Here is a 16,443-nt window from a genome sequence, read left to right on the forward strand (position 1 = left end):
CCTTGCATCACGCTGATTAAAGGCTTTAAAAAAGTCTTAAATCACCTGGTTAAAACCAGTGTCAGTACAGCTGTTTTAGCGGCTGTCCCGAAGCGAGAGGCGCATTATAGAGATCCAATCTTAGAGCGCAACCCTTTATTTAAAAAAAGCGTTCAACTGAAGAATTATTAAACAATTCGTTCAAAGTAAAAGCGATACGATGATTTTTAAGACAGTAATAGTGATTCCAAGACATATTCAGTTTGTTATCATCACGCCATAACACAGCAAAATGGACTGACAATGAGCATTAGAACGTATAAAGGCATAAAGCCAACTCTGGCCGAGAGTTGTTATATAGATGAGTCAAGTGTGGTGGTCGGTGATATCGAATGCGCCGATGAGGTGAGTATTTGGCCATTGGTTGCAGCACGTGGTGACGTTAACTACATCAAGATAGGTGCTAGAAGTAATGTTCAGGATGGTTCAGTGCTGCATGTGAGCCGAGTGAGCAAAGAAAACCCTAAAGGCCATCCGCTTGTTATTGGGGAGGATGTCACTGTCGGTCATAAATGTATGTTGCATGGCTGCGTGTTAGGTAATCGCATTCTGGTTGGTATGGGTGCGATCGTAATGGATGGGGCTATTGTTGAAGATGATGTATTTATTGGAGCAGGCAGTTTAGTTCCCCCGAATAAGCGTTTAGAAAGCGGTTATCTTTATGTAGGCAGTCCAGTCAAACAAGCTAGGCCATTGAAAGATTCTGAACGTGCATTTTTGAAAGTATCGGCTGATAACTACGTCAGGCTTAAAAATGAGTATTTGGAAGAAGTATAGGCGTATCTTAGAAAGCTCAAGAAAGAGCTTTCTGACAGGTTTTACTCTAGGCTTCCATTGATTTGGCGTTAATGTGAATAACGCCGTTTTCATCCCATTGCTCATTCTCTACAAGTTCGGAGATTATTTCTTCCAAGTCGAACTGATTCGCTTGGTAAAATTCATCCATATCACCTATTGCTATTCCACGCACATGGCAATGCATGATGAGCCCAGACACTATTAGTTTTATAACCATAATGTCGTCTAGTATTTCGAAGCCATCTTGAATTTGAACAGCCTGATTCACAGCATTTCTCGCACAATTTCAATAATAGGTTCTATTTTGGGTCGAACATTTCGCCAAACATAGAAGCTTTCGGCTGCTTGACCCACTAACATACCCAGTCCATCAGCCGTTCTAATGTCAGGGTTACATTCTTCAGCCCACACCATAAAAGATGTTGCTTGTGCTTTATACGTCATGTCATAAGCATATGATGCGTTGGTAAAAATACTCGGAGTGATCTCGGGTAACCCCCCATCCAGGCTAGAAGAGGTACAGTTAACAATTAAGTCGAACTGTATTTCGGGTATGTCGTTAAAGCCTGAAGCAGTAATAGCCCCTTCTTTTTTAAACCTATCCGCTAGTTGCTGGGCTTTGCTGGCCGTACGATTAGCAATATGAATATTTTGTACCTTGGCAGTGAGTAGAGGAAGTATGACTCCACGAGTCGCCCCACCAGCGCCAATCAATAATAAACGCTTCCCGTTCAACTCCCCCCATAAGCGCTGAAGATCCTGAACTAAGCCAGCCCCGTCGGTGTTGTCACCCAAAATTGAACCGTCTTGTCGCTTATATAGCGTATTGACCGCTTCAGCAGCTTTCGCGCGTGGTGTTAGTTCATTTGCAAAGCGAAATGCATCAAGTTTGAATGGGGAAGTAACGTTTGCTCCAATGAAGCCCTCAATAAAGAATGTATTGATTGCATCATTGAACCCGTTAGCATCGGGTTGTTGACGTCCATATTCAATAACTTGTTGGGTCTGCTTGGCGAACAACGTGTGGATCAAAGGGGATTTACTGTGCTCAATGGGATTACCAAAAACTGCGTATCGGTCCATAGTCTCAAAGGTCGTAATCAATTTGTATGGCAAGACTAGCGTAAAATTATGTTCGACTGAATAGCAAAGGTGCTGAACGAAGATAAGAAAGGCTAAATTAGCAACAAGTAACTGGAAGCGACGCGCTTACGTCGCTTCCGTTTGTATTAAAATTTGTAGCCTAACATGAGCGAATATACCCATGGGTCGATATCGACTGATACTTGAGCAGGTAAATCCAAAACATCAAACTTTGCTTCTGTATCAATATCGATATAGCGCACTGACGCGTTTACTAACCAATGCTCATCTAACTTGTAGTCCATGCCTATTTGAGCAGCAATACCAAACGACTCATCAAGTCTTAAATTATTAAAAGACTGTACTTCTCGATTACCTTCAAATTGCTCATCGAAGAAAACGGTGTAGTTTAGCCCAACCCCCACATAAGGCTGAATGGTTTCAGAGATAGGGAAATAATAAAGAACACTAAGGGTCGGAGGTAATTGTTTACTTTCAGCTAATTTACCGTCACCTAACCCTAACTCATTATCGAGTGTGTTATTCAACGTAATATCATGTGTAAATGGGCTGGCTGCCAATAATTCTAAGCCAATGTTGCTGGTAAACATATAAACCGCATTCAGACCTAGCTGAGTATTGCTGTTTACTGATGCCCCCATGCCCACATTGCCAACGCTTTGCACCGTAACATTTGAACTTGATTCATCCGGAGCGACGGTTGTTAAACCAGCTCGTACTATGATGTCACCTGGTTCGTAGGCATTGGCTGCGCCCATTATGCTGGCTGTTAAAGCTAAACTGGATAACACTATTTTGAAGACTTTCATTATTACCTCTGCGTATAAATTTTAACGGCAGTGTAATGAGCAATCGCCAGTCGTTATTGATCTACATCAATATTTTTATCAGGTTATAAGTGAGGGAATTCAAGGGATGAATAAATTTGAGCTGGATCAAGAAAACAAAAGATTCGCACCGACACCAATTGATGGTGCCAAGTGCTAATACTTATCTAATAAAGGACTATTCGCTTAACCAGTCCCGAGGATGCAAATAATCTGCATACAAAGCATCTTCTTTACTGCCTGGTATTGGGTGGAAGTCATACTCCCATCGAGCAAGAGGCGGCATAGACATCAATATTGACTCTGTTCGCCCGCCCGTTTGCAAGCCAAATAAGGTTCCTCTGTCCCAAACCAAATTAAACTCCACATACCGGCCTCGTCTGTATAGTTGGAAGCTTCTTTCCTGCTCTGAATAAGACGTATCTTTGCGTTTTTCTAAAATAGGTACATAGGCATCTAAAAAACCATTACCAACGGCTTGCATGAATGCAAAACTACGTTCAAAGCCCCATTCATTTAAATCATCAAAGAAAAGCCCCCCTACTCCCCGCGTTTCATCGCGATGTTTTAAGTAAAAGTAGTCGTCACACCATTTTTTATATTTGCTATATACATCTTTACCAAAGGGCTCACATAAATCCTTGGCCGTTTGGTGCCAATGGAGTACATCTTCATGTACTGGGTAGAAAGGCGTTAAGTCGAAACCACCGCCGAACCACCAGATAGGCTCCTCACCTTCTTTTTCAGCAATAAATATGCGCACATTCGCATGGGAGGTCGGTACGTGGGGATTTTTAGGATGAATAACGAGTGAAACGCCCATCGCTTGAAAGCTCCGCCCTGCTAGCTCTGGTCGAGATGCCGTTGCAGAGGCTGGAAGTTGCCCGCCGTATACATGAGAAAAGTTAACTCCCCCCTGCTCAATCACGTGACCATTCGTCAGCACGCGCGTACGTCCGCCCCCACCTAATTCTCTCTGCCAATTATCTTCTATGAAACTACCTTTACCGTCAGCCATTTCTAGCGTTTGGCAAATATTGTCTTGCAGATTAAGCAAAAACTGTTTTACCGATTCGGTATCGGTCACGTGTGGTTGAGGCATGGTCTAATTATCTCTAATGATTTGGCCACTATGGCCGTGACGAATTTTACTCGGGCTGTGTGATCCACCAAGCGAGCCATCAATTAAGACTACTTGGTCAGAAAAATAAGATGTAACTTCAGCGGCGTTCAGCGCTGGCGGATGACCAGCGGTGTTTGCACTTGTAGAAACTAGCGGCTTATCGGCTCGTTGACAAAGGTCTTTTATAAGTGGATGGGCACTGACTCTGACAGCAATGAATTCAGACTCGCCTGTTACCCAACTCGGTGCTGTTTTCGATTTAGGAAGCAGCCAGGTTATCGGCCCAGGCCAACTTGAAAATATCTCGGTACGCTTAGTCATTTTAATTGCGCTGTCATCTACATATGGCAACACCTGTGAATAGTTATCCGCGACCAGAATCAATCCCTTGCTTACATCGCGTTGCTTTAGAGCAAGCAGTTTCGTGACCGCCTCTTCATTATCAGGATCGCACCCTAGGCCAAAGACAGCTTCCGTCGGATAGGCAAAAACCTTCCCAGCTAAATAGTCGAGTAAAAAGGGATCGTCAGTGTGGTTTGCTGTCATTTTTATATTGCTTAGAGTTTAGATGGCACTGAGTGTAAAACAGGACGCAACAAGGATAAACCTAAAGTCATTCTTGCGCAGGCTGCTTGTGCCCACATCTACGCTCAGGGCACTGCCAAATAAGTCCTGCCGCTGCTTTTTTCTCCTGCATAACAGGCCAAGCGCATTTTGGGCACGCATGGGCGACTGGTGTAAAATTCAGTGCGTAGTGACATTGAGGATACTGGTCACAGGGATAGAAGTTCTTCCCATATTTATTGGCCCTCTTTGTTAGGTGCCCTTTATGGCAAGAGGGACATTCAACCTTGTCTGTGTCTTGCGCTTTATTTGATTTTACGTAGTGGCATTCAGGAAAATTGCTGCAAGCGATATACATACCGTAGCGCCCTTTTCTAATCACCAACTCGGACTCGCATTCAGGACAATGGGAGCCTTCAATAACGGTTAATTCAGTATTGTCGCTATCATGAAGTGGTTTGCTGTATCCACATTTTGGGTAGTCACTACAACCGATAAACGCACCATTTTTGCTATGTCGAAGTTGCAATGGCGCATTGCAATCCGGGCAGGGTCCGGGGTCAAACGCGGATTCATGAGTGTTGAAAAGAGAATGATCAATTTTAGACATGTAACAGGTGTGCCTTGGCAATCACGGGTTTACGCTCTAAACCCGTGTCAGAGTGATTAATGCAACGGCCCTTCTGGCTCTTCAAATAATAAATCTTCCATTTGCGCATAAGCATTTTCTTTACCTGGTACATTGAACAGCACCATAAGCACAACCCACTTCATGTCCTCTAAACAGAATTCTTTAGAGTCGATTTCCATGACGCGATCGATAACCATCTCACGCGTTGTAGAGTCCAGCACATTGATTTGCTCTAAAAACATGAGAAAGCCACGACACTCGATATCGAGGCGCATCTCTTCTTCATGCGTATAAATACGCGTAACAAAAGAAGTAGGTCCTTTGACTAAATAAGGGTTTATGTCTGTTTCTTGTAAAGCCGCTAGTTTTTCGAGCCAAGATAATGCTTTATATATTTCATCTTGATGAAAACCGGCGCGCACCAGTTCATCGGTCAATTCATCTTGATCGACGCGAATTTCTGTTTCACTGTGAATGAAATTTTCAAAGAGATACATGAGGATATCAAACATGTTATTTTTCCCCCAATTTAAGGTAACCACCTGGGACTGCTGCTACTAACCCACGCAATTCGTATTCTAATAATTGAGACATAACCTCAGCAACTGGCATGCCACATCGCTCTACAACTATATCCAACGGTGTGGTTTCAAAATCTACACTATCTAACAATTTGTCAGAAGCCAAGCTTTGTCTCGCGCTTTTTTGCAATTCATTCTGCTGGATATTCAAGAAATTAAGTGCCAGATGCTGATATTCATCGTTAATATCACTCACGCATTCCACCAGCTTTGCACCCTGTTTTATTAAATAGTGACATCCTTTAGATAATACGTTGTTTATATTACCAGGCACCGCAAACACGTCTCTGTTTTGTTCTAGCGCATAGCGTGCGGTGATTAAGGACCCGCTTTTTATCGCAGCTTCAATGATTAATGTACCTAACGACATACCGCTGATAATACGATTCCGCCGAGGAAAATTTTCAGGCTTTGCTGGCATGTCAGGGACAAATTCAGAAACAAGCGTACCGCCTTGTTCAAGTATACAGTCAGCCATCTTAACGTGCCGCTTGGGATAAATATTATTTAGGCCTGTCCCCAGCACCGCAACAGTACTGCCCTTAACTTTCAGTACTGCGTCATGAGCAAGGCCATCGATACCTAATGCCAACCCGCTGGTTACTGTCCATCCGCATTGAGATAAACCCTGGGCAAAATACTGAGCGTTTTGCTTACCTGCGATAGAAGGATTGCGGCTTCCTACTATTGCTATCTGATGCGTATTTAATAAGTCTTTATTTCCAAAGCAATATAATAATATGGGTGGTCTGGCCGTTTGCAATAGCACTTTAGGGTAATGCTTCGAGGTTATGTTAAGCAATGAGCTACTTGTTTGCTCAGACCACTGTAAGCTTTTATCCAATTGCCGCTCATCAGGATGCTGTAGTTGCTGTATTTGCGCATCGCTGAAGCCGTAGGCAGTTAGTTGCTTTGAATCAGCATCAAATAAATCCGCTATTTGTATAGCGCTCTTGCGCAATATCGTTGCCAGTTTAGCAACAGAAAACCGTGGTAGCTGGGCGAGTATTAGCCACTGACGCTGCTCATTCTCAGAGGTTTCACTATAGGCATGTTCGTTTTCTTGATACATAAGGCTCCACTTAAACTGGCAGCCCTACGGTTTTGCAACGATAGCGCCTTTTCGAATAACTGTAGACGAACGCGTGACGAGTGCATAACTTACCTTGTCAAAGACGCTAAAGACTAAAAGTTCTCCGACCTTCATCCACGGCTGAGGCAATACATCATTTTCTGCAAAAAGTTTCTCAATCGTTTGAGCCTCGGCGAGATACTTAGGGGGCTCTCCATCGATCACTGCTGCTCCCTGTTGATAAATGCCCATTACCGTACCGCGTTTAATATTACTGCTGCCAACATCGATAACTACCACGCTAAACTTGCCTGATAATTGGTATTGGGATACATCAGCAATAATATTTCCCCTTTGCTCTATAGCTGCTGTTATATCTGTCATAGCTTTAGTAATAGCATTGGGGACTTTTTTTAAGAGTTTATCACCGCGCTTTACTTCCAAATTAGCGGATGACAACGTGACCAAGGACTGCTTGGGTAAAACTGGGGCCAGCGCTTGCCCGTCGGCCACATGGCGAATTTGCACGCCCAAAAATTCGCTTTTGGCATTAAATAGAGACTGCTGCTTACGCACGACCTGATAATGACCCAATGGCAATTTTTCGTGATTAACCAACACCAGATCGTTGTTAGAAAAGTATTCAGTTCCTTTTGTGCTACCGACAATAGATGGCAATTCAGAGTACTGCTTTTCACTCAGCACAAGTTCTTGATTAAAATACGGTTCTATCTCATGCCAAGGGAGTACAGCAATAGGTTGATTCGATTTATTGATTTGTGAGGCTGAGGGTGAGCGCACTAGATACGGCTTTTTTTCGCCACGAATTAAATCAACGAAAGGCTCTCCCGCGGCATTAATCGTTAGGCGTAATTCGTCCCCCGGAAAAATGAGATGCGGATTGATAATTTGCGTATTCGTTCGCCAAATTTGCGGCCAGTACCAGGGTTTGTGCAGAAAAAGGTTAGAGATATCCCATAATGTGTCGCCATGCTTTACGACATAAGTACGTGGGGCGTTCTCTTTTAGTGTTATCACGTCCGCATGCGCCCAAAATGGCAAAAGTAAAAGCACAAGGCTCAAGCGAAGTAGATTATTCAACATGTGGCATGGCACCTTGTATCTAGGGCTATTATGTTTTTATTCGATATCGGTTAGAATAGCCTGTTATTGCAAAGATTAAATAGCCTGATGATCAGGTTCGTATGATAATTGATACCAAGAGCACCGATGCCTCCTCGATTGACAACCGTAACATTGAGGAACCAAGTGCGATATTTTTTGAATACCTCCTTGCCATTTTCTATTTATTTGGTGGGAGCAAAATGAGTTAAATGTAAACATGGCTATATTAGATGTATTGAGATTTCCTGATGAGCGCTTGCGCACAGTTGCCACCCCTGTTGATAAAATAGACAGTTCCATAAAGACACTGGTGAGCGATATGCTTGAAACCATGAAGGATGAAAATGGAATTGGGTTAGCAGCAACACAAATAGACGTGCATAAGCGCGTAGTGGTCATTGACGTTTCTGAAGAGCAAGATAAACCACAAGTGTTTATTAATCCTGAGATCACGCACATGGATGGCACAACGATCAGTGAAGAAGGCTGCTTGTCTGTTCCTAATAACTACGCCAAAGTTGAGCGAGCAGAGAAAATAACCGTAAAAGCGTTAGATGAGAATGGCGATGCATTTACCTTGGATGCAGATGGTTTATTGGCTATTTGTATTCAACATGAGTTGGATCATTTGAAAGGTAAACTTTTTGTAGATTACTTGTCACCACTTAAGCGCCAGCGCATCCGCACTAAGTTAGAAAAAGAAGCCCGCCTAGCAGCCAAGGGTTAAGAGGTTACATTGAAATCAGGTCTTAAAATTGTTTTCGCTGGTACGCCAGAGTTTGCCGCCAATCATTTATCCGCGCTGATAGAATCTGAACATCAGGTAATCGCGGCTTACACTCAACCTGACAGGCCTGCTGGGAGGGGGAAAAGACTGCACGCTAGCGCGGTGAAACAGCTTGCCCAGCAGCACGATATACCGGTATATCAACCAGCATCACTTAAATCAGAAGAAGCCCAACAGCAACTTGCTGCATTAAATGCGGATGTCATGGTTGTCGTCGCCTATGGCTTGATTTTACCGCAGATTATTCTTGATACGCCCAAATACGGTTGCTTGAATGTACATGGTTCACTGTTACCCAAGTGGCGCGGTGCGGCCCCTATTCAAAGAGCAATATGGGCAGGTGATGCAGAAACAGGGGTCACCATTATGCAAATGGATAAAGGTTTGGATACAGGCGCGATGCTAAGCGAATTACGTATTGCGATTACCCCTACAGATACCAGCGCGACTTTATATACAAAGTTAGCGCAGCTTGGCCCTAAGGGATTATTAGAGACTTTAGCCTCTTTAAGAGACATTACGCCTCAGGCACAAGATAATACGTTAGCTACTTACGCTGAAAAGCTATCCAAACAAGAAGCTAAAATTGATTGGACCATGACTGCAGCTCAGCTTGAACGTAATGTTCGTGCATTTGACCCTTGGCCTGTTGCGTATTTCGAAGCAAACGGCGCCGCTATTAAAGTGCGCAGCGCTGAAGTGCAACAGACGCCAATTCGCGATAATGCCCAGCCAGGGCAAATTGTTCAAGCAGATAAGCATGCAATTGGTGTACAAACAGGTGACGGCGTTTTTTTGATTAAAACATTACAGTTACCGGGTAAGAAGCCGCTGGCGACTCAAGACATACTCAATGGTCACAGCGATTGGTTTAGCGTCGGTACAATACTTTCATGAGCCAATCAAAAGGTAGATACCAGCAAAACTTGCGCGCCGATGCCGCCCGTGTGCTTTTTCAAATATTAGAGCAAGGTATGTCAGCTAGAGAATGCTTACCTGCAGCACAACAAGATCATAATGAAAAAGACAAAGCATGGTTGCAAGAAATGACTTACGGCGTACTTCGCCAGCTGCCCTTACTACAGCACTGGCTAAGATTGTTGCTCGATAAGCCGTTAAAGAAAAATGTGAAAGTGGTAGAGCACCTAATTATGCTTGGGTTTTATCAACTTGCCTTTTCTCGAGTGTCAACTCATGCCGCTGTTTCTGAATGTGTAAATGCCTGCGTGCCATTAAATGCAATAGCAACCAAGGGTTTGGTAAATGCTGTTTTGCGTAATTTCATACGCCAAGATACGGCGCAAAATTTACCTGATAATGAACAAGTTTTGAGCGGACAGCCAAAATGGTTCTACAAAAAGCTCGTTGATGCTTACCCCGATAATTACAAGACCATACTAGACGCAATGCAGGTAAAAGCACCTATTTGGTTGCGCGTTAATAACAAGTACAAGAGTACTGATGAATATTGTCGACTTTTAGACGAAAGAGAAGTGGCCTATGAGCGTCAAGCAGCCCAGCATCAAGGTATTATTTTATCAAAAGGGTGCGACATCACGACTCTGCCAGGTTATGACGAAGGTTGGTTTGCGGTGCAAGATGGCGCAGCGCAATTAGCCGCGGGGCTGCTAGGCTCACAGCCTAATGATCGCGTATTAGATTGCTGCGCAGCGCCGGGAGGAAAAACGTGTCACATACTTGAGCTACAACCCGATATAGCCACATGCGTAGCAATAGATATAGAAAGCAGCCGCCTTAAACGCATCGAAGAAAATTTAACTCGCTTAGGGCATCAAGCAACACTCATTTGCGGTGACGCCAGCAAGCCAACATCATGGTGGGACGGCCAGTTATTCGATCGCATATTGCTAGATGCGCCTTGCTCAGCCACAGGTATTATTCGCCGCCACCCAGATATAAAGTGGTTGCGTAAATCTAGTGACATTGACGTACTTGTAGCATTACAAAGCAAAATAATCGATGCAATGTGGGCGTTGTTGAAGCCAGGTGGAACCATGCTTTACGCGACGTGTTCGATTCTTCCAGCAGAAAATCAGTTGCAAATTAGTGCGTTTTTAAATCGTACACCTGATGCGCTGTTAGACGACAAATTCGAAAATGACGCAGCACAAAAACCAGGAAGACAGATTCTACCTGGTGAAAAACAAATGGACGGTTTTTATTACGCTCGACTGCTAAAAGCCTAAAAAACCGTATATTTTCTAAACAGAGCAACACGTTAGAATGAATCTACAATGAAAATAATAATTATTGGTGCGGGCCAGGTTGGCGCAACACTCGCCGAAAACCTCGTGGGTGAAATGAACGAAATCACTGTTATAGATTCTCATCAAGACACCCTTAGACAGTTGCAAGACCGATTAGATTTACGTGTTATTAATGGCGTTGGCTCGCACCCTGATGTGTTAAAAAAGGCCGGTGCTGAAGATGCTGATATGCTCATCGCTGTTACGAGCAGCGATGAAAGCAATATGATGGCCTGTCAGGTAGCTTATAGTTTATTTAAGACCCCGACCAAAATCGCCCGTGTTCGTTCAGAGCAATACATTATTTATCAAGAGCAGCTCTTTAAGCATCAGGATGTGCCTGTTGATCACTTAATTGCTCCCGAGCAATTAGTTACCAAGGCGATTAAACGCTTAATTGACTATCCCGGTGCGCTGCAAGTCGTTGAGTTCGCTGACGGCAAAGCCAGCCTAGTGGCGGTAAAAGCCTATTACGGTGGCCTACTAGTTGGCCATGCCCTGTCAACGTTAAAGCAACACATGCCGAACGTAGAAACTCGTGTAGCTGCAATATACCGACGTGGCCGCCCTATTCGCCCGCTTGGTACTACCGTGATAGAAGCGGACGACGAAGTATTCTTTATCGCTGCGACCAAGCATATTCGTGCGGTAATGAGTGAACTACAAAAATTAGAGTCCAGTTATAAGCGCATTATGATTGCTGGCGGCGGTCTGATAGGCGCAGGCTTGGCTAAACTGCTAGAACATAATCACAACGTAAAGTTAATCGAGTACAGTCAAGAACGGGCTAAATACCTATCTGCTCACTTAGACAAAACCATCGTGTTTTGCGGTGACGCATCTGACCATGAATTGCTCACTGAGGAAAATGTTGAGCAAGTTGATGCGTTCATCGCAGTCACCAATGATGACGAAGCGAACATTATGTCTGCCATGCTCGCTAAACGCTTAGGCGCGCAAAAAGCCATGGTATTAATTCAGCGCAGTGCTTATGTAGATTTAGTGCAAGGTGGGGAAATAGACATCGCGTTCTCGCCTCAACAAGCCACCATTTCAGCTCTACTGACCCATATACGCCGTGGGGACATTGTCAATGTCTACTCACTTAGACGTGGTGCCGCAGAAGCAATTGAAGCGATAGCGCACGGCGATCAAAATACGTCTAAAGTCGTAGGACGTGAAATTCGCGACATCAAATTACCCCCAGGCACGACAATTGGCGCCATCGTCAGAGCTGACGAAGTGATTATTGCCCACAGTAATACTAAGATTGAAGCTAACGATCACGTGATCTTATTTTTGGTCGACAAAAAGTTTATTAGCCATGTTGAAAAACTGTTTCAACCCAGCGCTTTCTTCTTTGGGTAAGCAAGCACTTAAACTTAACTCCCTTAGCCTAAAGACTAGATTGGCGAATGGACGGAAGTAACCTAAAATCCGCCTCACCAATTTGGTTAATTAAAGGAATGATAATGAAAAAACTAAGTATCGTACTTACAGTCGCAGCACTCAGTATTCAGCCTCAGGCACACGCAGAAGGCTGGTTAGATTCAATTAAAAGCATGCTAGGTATGGAAACACAGCAAGAAGCTGCCACTCCTTCTATCTCCGGCATGGTTTCCTCTGTAACTGATTCTCTTGGCGTTACACAAACTCAAGCCTCTGGCGGTTTAGGCGCAATATTTAATTATGCCAAAGAAAATATCTCTTCAGATCAATACGGCCAGCTGACCGATGCTCTACCCGGCGTAAGCGGTTTATTGGAATCAGTGCCTGATATTAGCAATATGACGAGTGAAGGTGGTTTAGGAGGCATCTTAGATAAAGCTGCAAGCTATAATGAATCACTAAAAGCAATTAATGATGTGAAAAAGCAATTTGAAGCATTGGGTTTGAAGCCTGAAATGATTACGCAATTTGTTAGCAAAGCTCAAGCTTACTTGGATACCCCAGAAGGCCAGCAAGCCAAGCAATTGCTGACTCAAGGTTTAGGTAAACTACTTGGTTAAGTCCTAAAGTGAATATACCGACGCTCATATGGTAGACAAAATGAATAGTTCAAAAAGCCACTTCGTGGCTTTTTTCATTTCAGATAGCTTCGTTTAGATTCAAAAATTTACCGTTAATCAAGACTTTCAGCGAAAAAGCTAAAAATTCACACAAATGCACTTTGCATTACGTGAGTTTAGCGTTAAGGTTTTTAGACGCTGCTCAGGAAGAGGTCGTGTCAGCTCGATTGTCATGATGAATTTATGGAGGAATATTATGCTAAATACCAATTCATCTCTCAAAAAATTCCCCACTTTACCGCAAGTGCTTTTAGGCTTTTGCTGTATGTTGCTGTCGCTTTTTACCTTCGCACAGGAAGAAACTGAAGAAGAAGCGCTAGCGAGAATGCAAGCACAACTCAATGGTGAGGTAATGTCACGCCCATTTTTGGCTGAACGCCCAAAAGAAGTGGATAACTATATTGAGAGCATGCTTAAAAAGAACGTTAAGCCACCAGAATACCAAGGCACTTATTGGCGCCGAGGATATACATGTCGTGACTTGTTACGTTACAACTGGACGCAGTACCGAAACTGTCGTTACTACCATAGGTACCATGGTCGGTATTACTACTAAAACCACAATTTAATCAATAACATAAGTAAAGGTAATTACTATGAAAAATTATGTTCGTTCCGCCAAAATCGCATTCGTCGGACTCGCTATTTTAGCTTTAACAAGTTGTGCTGCGGTTCACACATCAATAGCGAAAAAGGACTTAGATGTTCAAACTAAACTCAGCACTTCAATCTTTGTTGATGCAGTTCCACCTGAAAAGCGCAAAGTGTATTTAGAAGTACGCTCTGCCGTGATGGAATTTGACCGAAATGCATTTAGACAGGCGCTTAACGAACAAATTTCTGGTAGCGGCAATGGTTACTCTTTTGTGGATAGCCCAGATAAGGCTCAGTACACCATGAGCGTTTTTGTGCGTAACCTTGAGAAAGCATCACCTAGCGCCGCTGAAAACTATCTTTCTAGTGGTTTCCAAGGTGTAGCAGCTGGTTCAGCTATTGGCTATGCCACCGGTGGTAGCTATCGAGGCGCAGCAGCAGCGGGCCTAATTGGAGGTTTAGCATCAACGGCAGCAAACGCATTCGTTAAAGATGTTACCTATTTACTTGTTGCAGATATTCAAATTCGTGAACGCGCTAAGAAAGGAGTCATCGTACGTCGTGACTCTAAGGTAAACAGCAAAATTTCTGATGACGGCGCAACAACGCAAACGTATTCTGAAGCAACAAATCAAAAAGAATATCGTACACGTGTTGTGACCACCGCTAATAAAGCAAATCTTGAACTAGAAGAAGCACAGCCTCTTATGTTCGAAAAAACGGCTTACGCTATGGCATCATTCTTCTAAATTGGAATGAAATGAAATATGGCAGTGCGAAGCTGCCTTTTTAGCATTCAAAGGCTACTCGCCGTAAAGGTGAGTAGCCTTTTTTATGGGCCAGGGAAAGTAAGCGCCTCATACCAATTCCAAAACCGAGAGCGCAGTACTAAACCCACTAGGGCTTTGCCTACGGACAAGTTTTAAAGGGAGTTACACTGCGCAGCTCGAATTCGAAAGAGCATAAGTTAATTGTTTAGTAGAGTTGGTATAACGAGCAACACATACTCAATAGCATAATTAACTGCGCCAAAAAGTCGGCGAGAACAGTACAAGCAGCGAAAACACCTCTAACCGGCCAAATAGCATGGCTAAGATAAGTAGCCATTTTCCTGTATCAGACACATCAGCAAATGAACCGGACACAGTGCCTAAACCAGGGCCTAAGTTATTCAATGTTGCAGCGGTCGCGGTAAAAGCGGATACATCATCCATCCCTGTAGCAATAAGACAGACCATGATGATAACGAAAATCATCGCATATGCAGAAAAGAATCCCCATACCGCTTCTACTACCTTATCAGGCAAGGCTCGATCTCCTAGTTTTACGGTATAGACGGCCTTAGGATGAATCAAGCGGTCAACTTCACGTTTACCTTGTAAGAAAAGTAGCAATACGCGCACAACTTTTAAGCCGCCTCCAGTTGAACCTGCACACCCACCTATGAAGCTAGAAAAAATCAACATAATTGGTAAAAAAGCGGGCCAATGTGAGAAGTCAGTAGTGGCGAAACCAGCGGTAGTACTAAATGAAACAGATTGAATCAATGCTTGGTCAAAGGCGATCCCTGCACCATCAAACCAACTGAATTTCATTAGTACGAAAAAATACACCGCGACCAGCACAAACTGAATTAGAAAGAACGCACGTAACTCAGGATCATAAAAATACCCCATTAATGTTCTGCCACTGGCAGCAGCATAATGCAGGGCGAAATTGAGCGCTGCTATCCACAGAAATATAACGCATACGATGTTAATCCAAGGACTATCAAAATAACCAATACTTGCGTCATAATTTGAAAAGCCACCTATTGCGACGGTTGAAAATGCGTGGCAAAGGGCGTCAAACCAATTCATACCAGCAAACCAATAGGCCACACCACAACAAATTGTTAACGTAAGATAGATGTACCATAAGTGCTTGGCAGTATCTGCGATGCGAGGCGTCATTTTTGAATCTTTGACTGGCCCGGGCGTTTCAGCTCGGTACAACTGCATTCCACCGACGCCAAGAATAGGCAGAATAGCAACGGCCAGTACGATGATCCCCATCCCACCTAACCATTGAAGTTGTTGCCTGTAAAACTGCACCGCTTTAGGTAGATAGTCGATCCCTTGGATCACCGTAGCCCCAGTCGTCGTTAGCCCGGAAAACGCCTCAAAGAACGCGTCAGAAACCGACATTTCAGGCTGTTCTAGTAAAAGCAGCGGTAACGCACCAAAACTTGCTAGAACAGTCCAAAAAAGTACAACGATTAAAAATCCTTCCTTAGCGCGCAAATCTCTGCGGTGAAGCCGATTTGGATACCAAAACATCAGGCCAGTGCCTAAGCACAGCAGAAAGGCGAGGAAAAACGGAAGGCCACTGCCGTCTTTGAAGTATAATGAAATGATGGCAGGTGGGATCATAGTCACACTAAACAACGCAACAAGTAGGCCTAAGATCCGAATTATCGTTCGGTATTGCATCGCTTAACTTTTACCAACTAAAATACGCACGCCAGTGCGCTTAAAAAATACCAGCATTAGTAGTCTTTCTTAATCTTTTTATTTACCAAGGGATATGAGGTGATTGTCCGCCCCAATAAATTCAAAAGCAATACACAAAGCCGAATAATAGTACAAACAGCCTTTTATGAGCATTAGCAAAGACTTAGGTAACACAGGTATTTCCGAACTGATATGGAAAATACAGAGCAACTCATTATTTTACGTATTGACGCAAAAACTCTTTTATAGGATTAAAGAGCTACAAGTCTACAGCAGCAAAACAAACAGTTTATTAACAACCTTTCCCAGTAGAAATAAAAGAAAGAGGTCTAAATAACTTTGTTGTAGGTTATCTGCTAAGTTTACGAAC

At 43.5% G+C, this 16,443-nt stretch carries 18 protein-coding genes; 8 read left to right on the plus strand and 10 right to left on the minus strand.

What is annotated here, in order from left to right; genetic code table 11:
- The first annotated feature begins 282 nt into the window (after window positions 1-282).
- The gene (locus GMES_RS21145) at window positions 283-816 is read left to right on the plus strand and encodes a gamma carbonic anhydrase family protein (protein WP_033185036.1); all 534 of its coding nucleotides are present in this window, start codon (window positions 283-285) and stop codon (window positions 814-816) included.
- 46 nt (window positions 817-862) lie between these two features.
- Here the strand turns inward: GMES_RS21145 and GMES_RS21150 are convergent, their stop codons facing one another.
- The 9 genes from GMES_RS21150 to GMES_RS21190 all read right to left on the minus strand — a co-directional run bounded on the left by GMES_RS21150 (window position 863) and on the right by GMES_RS21190 (window position 7,843).
- Window positions 863-1,105 carry a hypothetical protein gene (locus tag GMES_RS21150; RefSeq protein WP_033185035.1) on the minus strand — a complete coding sequence of 81 codons (243 nt, stop codon included), beginning with the start codon at window positions 1,103-1,105 and terminating at the stop codon, window positions 863-865.
- Entirely contained in the window at window positions 1,102-1,920 is an 819-nt protein-coding gene (gene aroE, locus GMES_RS21155) for a shikimate dehydrogenase (RefSeq protein WP_006994868.1), read from the minus strand. The genes GMES_RS21150 and aroE overlap by 4 nt, the downstream gene beginning before the upstream one ends.
- A gap of 146 nt (window positions 1,921-2,066) precedes the next feature.
- Window positions 2,067-2,750, minus strand: a complete 684-nt coding sequence (locus GMES_RS21160) for an OmpW/AlkL family protein (protein ID WP_006994869.1) — start codon at window positions 2,748-2,750, stop codon at window positions 2,067-2,069.
- A gap of 196 nt (window positions 2,751-2,946) precedes the next feature.
- Window positions 2,947-3,870 (minus strand): oxygen-dependent coproporphyrinogen oxidase, encoded by a 924-nt coding sequence (gene hemF, locus GMES_RS21165; RefSeq protein WP_006994870.1) that lies wholly within the window; start codon window positions 3,868-3,870, stop codon window positions 2,947-2,949.
- A 3-nt stretch (window positions 3,871-3,873) separates the two neighbouring features.
- A complete protein-coding gene (locus tag GMES_RS21170) occupies window positions 3,874-4,437 on the minus strand; it encodes an L-threonylcarbamoyladenylate synthase type 1 TsaC (protein WP_006994871.1) in 564 nt (187 codons plus the stop codon).
- A gap of 67 nt (window positions 4,438-4,504) precedes the next feature.
- Window positions 4,505-5,065 carry a DNA topoisomerase family protein gene (locus GMES_RS21175; RefSeq protein WP_006994872.1) on the minus strand — a complete coding sequence of 187 codons (561 nt, stop codon included), beginning with the start codon at window positions 5,063-5,065 and terminating at the stop codon, window positions 4,505-4,507.
- Window positions 5,066-5,121: 56 nt separating this feature from the next.
- Window positions 5,122-5,598 carry a DUF494 family protein gene (locus GMES_RS21180; protein ID WP_006994873.1) on the minus strand — a complete coding sequence of 159 codons (477 nt, stop codon included), beginning with the start codon at window positions 5,596-5,598 and terminating at the stop codon, window positions 5,122-5,124.
- Window position 5,599: 1 nt separating this feature from the next.
- On the minus strand, window positions 5,600-6,739 hold the full coding sequence (gene dprA / locus GMES_RS21185) for a DNA-processing protein DprA (protein ID WP_006994874.1): 1,140 nt from the start codon (window positions 6,737-6,739) through the stop codon (window positions 5,600-5,602).
- A gap of 24 nt (window positions 6,740-6,763) precedes the next feature.
- A complete protein-coding gene (locus GMES_RS21190) occupies window positions 6,764-7,843 on the minus strand; it encodes a LysM peptidoglycan-binding domain-containing protein (RefSeq protein WP_006994875.1) in 1,080 nt (359 codons plus the stop codon).
- A gap of 238 nt (window positions 7,844-8,081) precedes the next feature.
- On the opposite strand from GMES_RS21190, the gene def reads away from it, so the two are divergent.
- The 7 genes from def to GMES_RS21225 all read left to right on the plus strand — a co-directional run bounded on the left by def (window position 8,082) and on the right by GMES_RS21225 (window position 14,330).
- A complete protein-coding gene (def, locus tag GMES_RS21195) occupies window positions 8,082-8,591 on the plus strand; it encodes a peptide deformylase (RefSeq protein ID WP_006994877.1) in 510 nt (169 codons plus the stop codon).
- 9 nt (window positions 8,592-8,600) lie between these two features.
- Entirely contained in the window at window positions 8,601-9,548 is a 948-nt protein-coding gene (gene fmt / locus GMES_RS21200; protein WP_006994878.1) for a methionyl-tRNA formyltransferase, read from the plus strand.
- The gene (gene rsmB, locus GMES_RS21205) at window positions 9,545-10,858 is read left to right on the plus strand and encodes a 16S rRNA (cytosine(967)-C(5))-methyltransferase RsmB (protein ID WP_006994879.1); all 1,314 of its coding nucleotides are present in this window, start codon (window positions 9,545-9,547) and stop codon (window positions 10,856-10,858) included. The genes fmt and rsmB overlap by 4 nt, the downstream gene beginning before the upstream one ends.
- A 48-nt stretch (window positions 10,859-10,906) precedes the next feature.
- Window positions 10,907-12,286: a Trk system potassium transporter TrkA gene (trkA, locus tag GMES_RS21210; RefSeq protein WP_006994880.1), complete on the plus strand. Its 1,380-nt coding sequence runs from the start codon at window positions 10,907-10,909 to the stop codon at window positions 12,284-12,286.
- Window positions 12,287-12,390: 104 nt separating this feature from the next.
- Window positions 12,391-12,927, plus strand: coding sequence for a DUF2780 domain-containing protein (locus GMES_RS21215; RefSeq protein WP_006994881.1), 537 nt, complete (start codon window positions 12,391-12,393; stop codon window positions 12,925-12,927).
- A gap of 256 nt (window positions 12,928-13,183) precedes the next feature.
- A complete protein-coding gene (locus GMES_RS22360; protein WP_006994882.1) occupies window positions 13,184-13,543 on the plus strand; it encodes a hypothetical protein in 360 nt (119 codons plus the stop codon).
- A gap of 40 nt (window positions 13,544-13,583) precedes the next feature.
- Window positions 13,584-14,330 (plus strand): complement resistance protein TraT, encoded by a 747-nt coding sequence (locus GMES_RS21225; protein ID WP_006994883.1) that lies wholly within the window; start codon window positions 13,584-13,586, stop codon window positions 14,328-14,330.
- Window positions 14,331-14,600: 270 nt separating this feature from the next.
- Here the strand turns inward: GMES_RS21225 and GMES_RS21230 are convergent, their stop codons facing one another.
- Window positions 14,601-16,052 (minus strand): TrkH family potassium uptake protein, encoded by a 1,452-nt coding sequence (locus tag GMES_RS21230; protein WP_006994884.1) that lies wholly within the window; start codon window positions 16,050-16,052, stop codon window positions 14,601-14,603.
- Window positions 16,053-16,443 lie beyond the last annotated feature (391 nt).

It is taken from the genome of Paraglaciecola mesophila KMM 241 (assembly GCF_000315015.1).
GTDB lineage: Bacteria > Pseudomonadota > Gammaproteobacteria > Enterobacterales > Alteromonadaceae > Paraglaciecola > Paraglaciecola mesophila.

Coding starts and splice junctions, on each gene's coding strand:
- rsmB (WP_006994879.1), top strand. CDS start 9,545: ATGAGCCAATCAAAAGGTAGATACCAGCAAAACTTGCGCGCCGATGCC.
- GMES_RS21145 (WP_033185036.1), top strand. CDS start 283: ATGAGCATTAGAACGTATAAAGGCATAAAGCCAACTCTGGCCGAGAGT.
- GMES_RS21160 (WP_006994869.1), bottom strand. CDS start 2,750: ATGAAAGTCTTCAAAATAGTGTTATCCAGTTTAGCTTTAACAGCCAGC.
- GMES_RS21230 (WP_006994884.1), bottom strand. CDS start 16,052: ATGCAATACCGAACGATAATTCGGATCTTAGGCCTACTTGTTGCGTTG.
- GMES_RS21175 (WP_006994872.1), bottom strand. CDS start 5,065: ATGTCTAAAATTGATCATTCTCTTTTCAACACTCATGAATCCGCGTTT.
- GMES_RS21190 (WP_006994875.1), bottom strand. CDS start 7,843: ATGTTGAATAATCTACTTCGCTTGAGCCTTGTGCTTTTACTTTTGCCA.
- trkA (WP_006994880.1), top strand. CDS start 10,907: ATGAAAATAATAATTATTGGTGCGGGCCAGGTTGGCGCAACACTCGCC.
- GMES_RS21215 (WP_006994881.1), top strand. CDS start 12,391: ATGAAAAAACTAAGTATCGTACTTACAGTCGCAGCACTCAGTATTCAG.
- hemF (WP_006994870.1), bottom strand. CDS start 3,870: ATGCCTCAACCACACGTGACCGATACCGAATCGGTAAAACAGTTTTTG.
- aroE (WP_006994868.1), bottom strand. CDS start 1,920: ATGGACCGATACGCAGTTTTTGGTAATCCCATTGAGCACAGTAAATCC.
- GMES_RS21225 (WP_006994883.1), top strand. CDS start 13,584: ATGAAAAATTATGTTCGTTCCGCCAAAATCGCATTCGTCGGACTCGCT.
- def (WP_006994877.1), top strand. CDS start 8,082: ATGGCTATATTAGATGTATTGAGATTTCCTGATGAGCGCTTGCGCACA.
- GMES_RS21180 (WP_006994873.1), bottom strand. CDS start 5,598: ATGTTTGATATCCTCATGTATCTCTTTGAAAATTTCATTCACAGTGAA.
- dprA (WP_006994874.1), bottom strand. CDS start 6,739: ATGTATCAAGAAAACGAACATGCCTATAGTGAAACCTCTGAGAATGAG.
- GMES_RS22360 (WP_006994882.1), top strand. CDS start 13,184: ATGCTAAATACCAATTCATCTCTCAAAAAATTCCCCACTTTACCGCAA.
- GMES_RS21170 (WP_006994871.1), bottom strand. CDS start 4,437: ATGACAGCAAACCACACTGACGATCCCTTTTTACTCGACTATTTAGCT.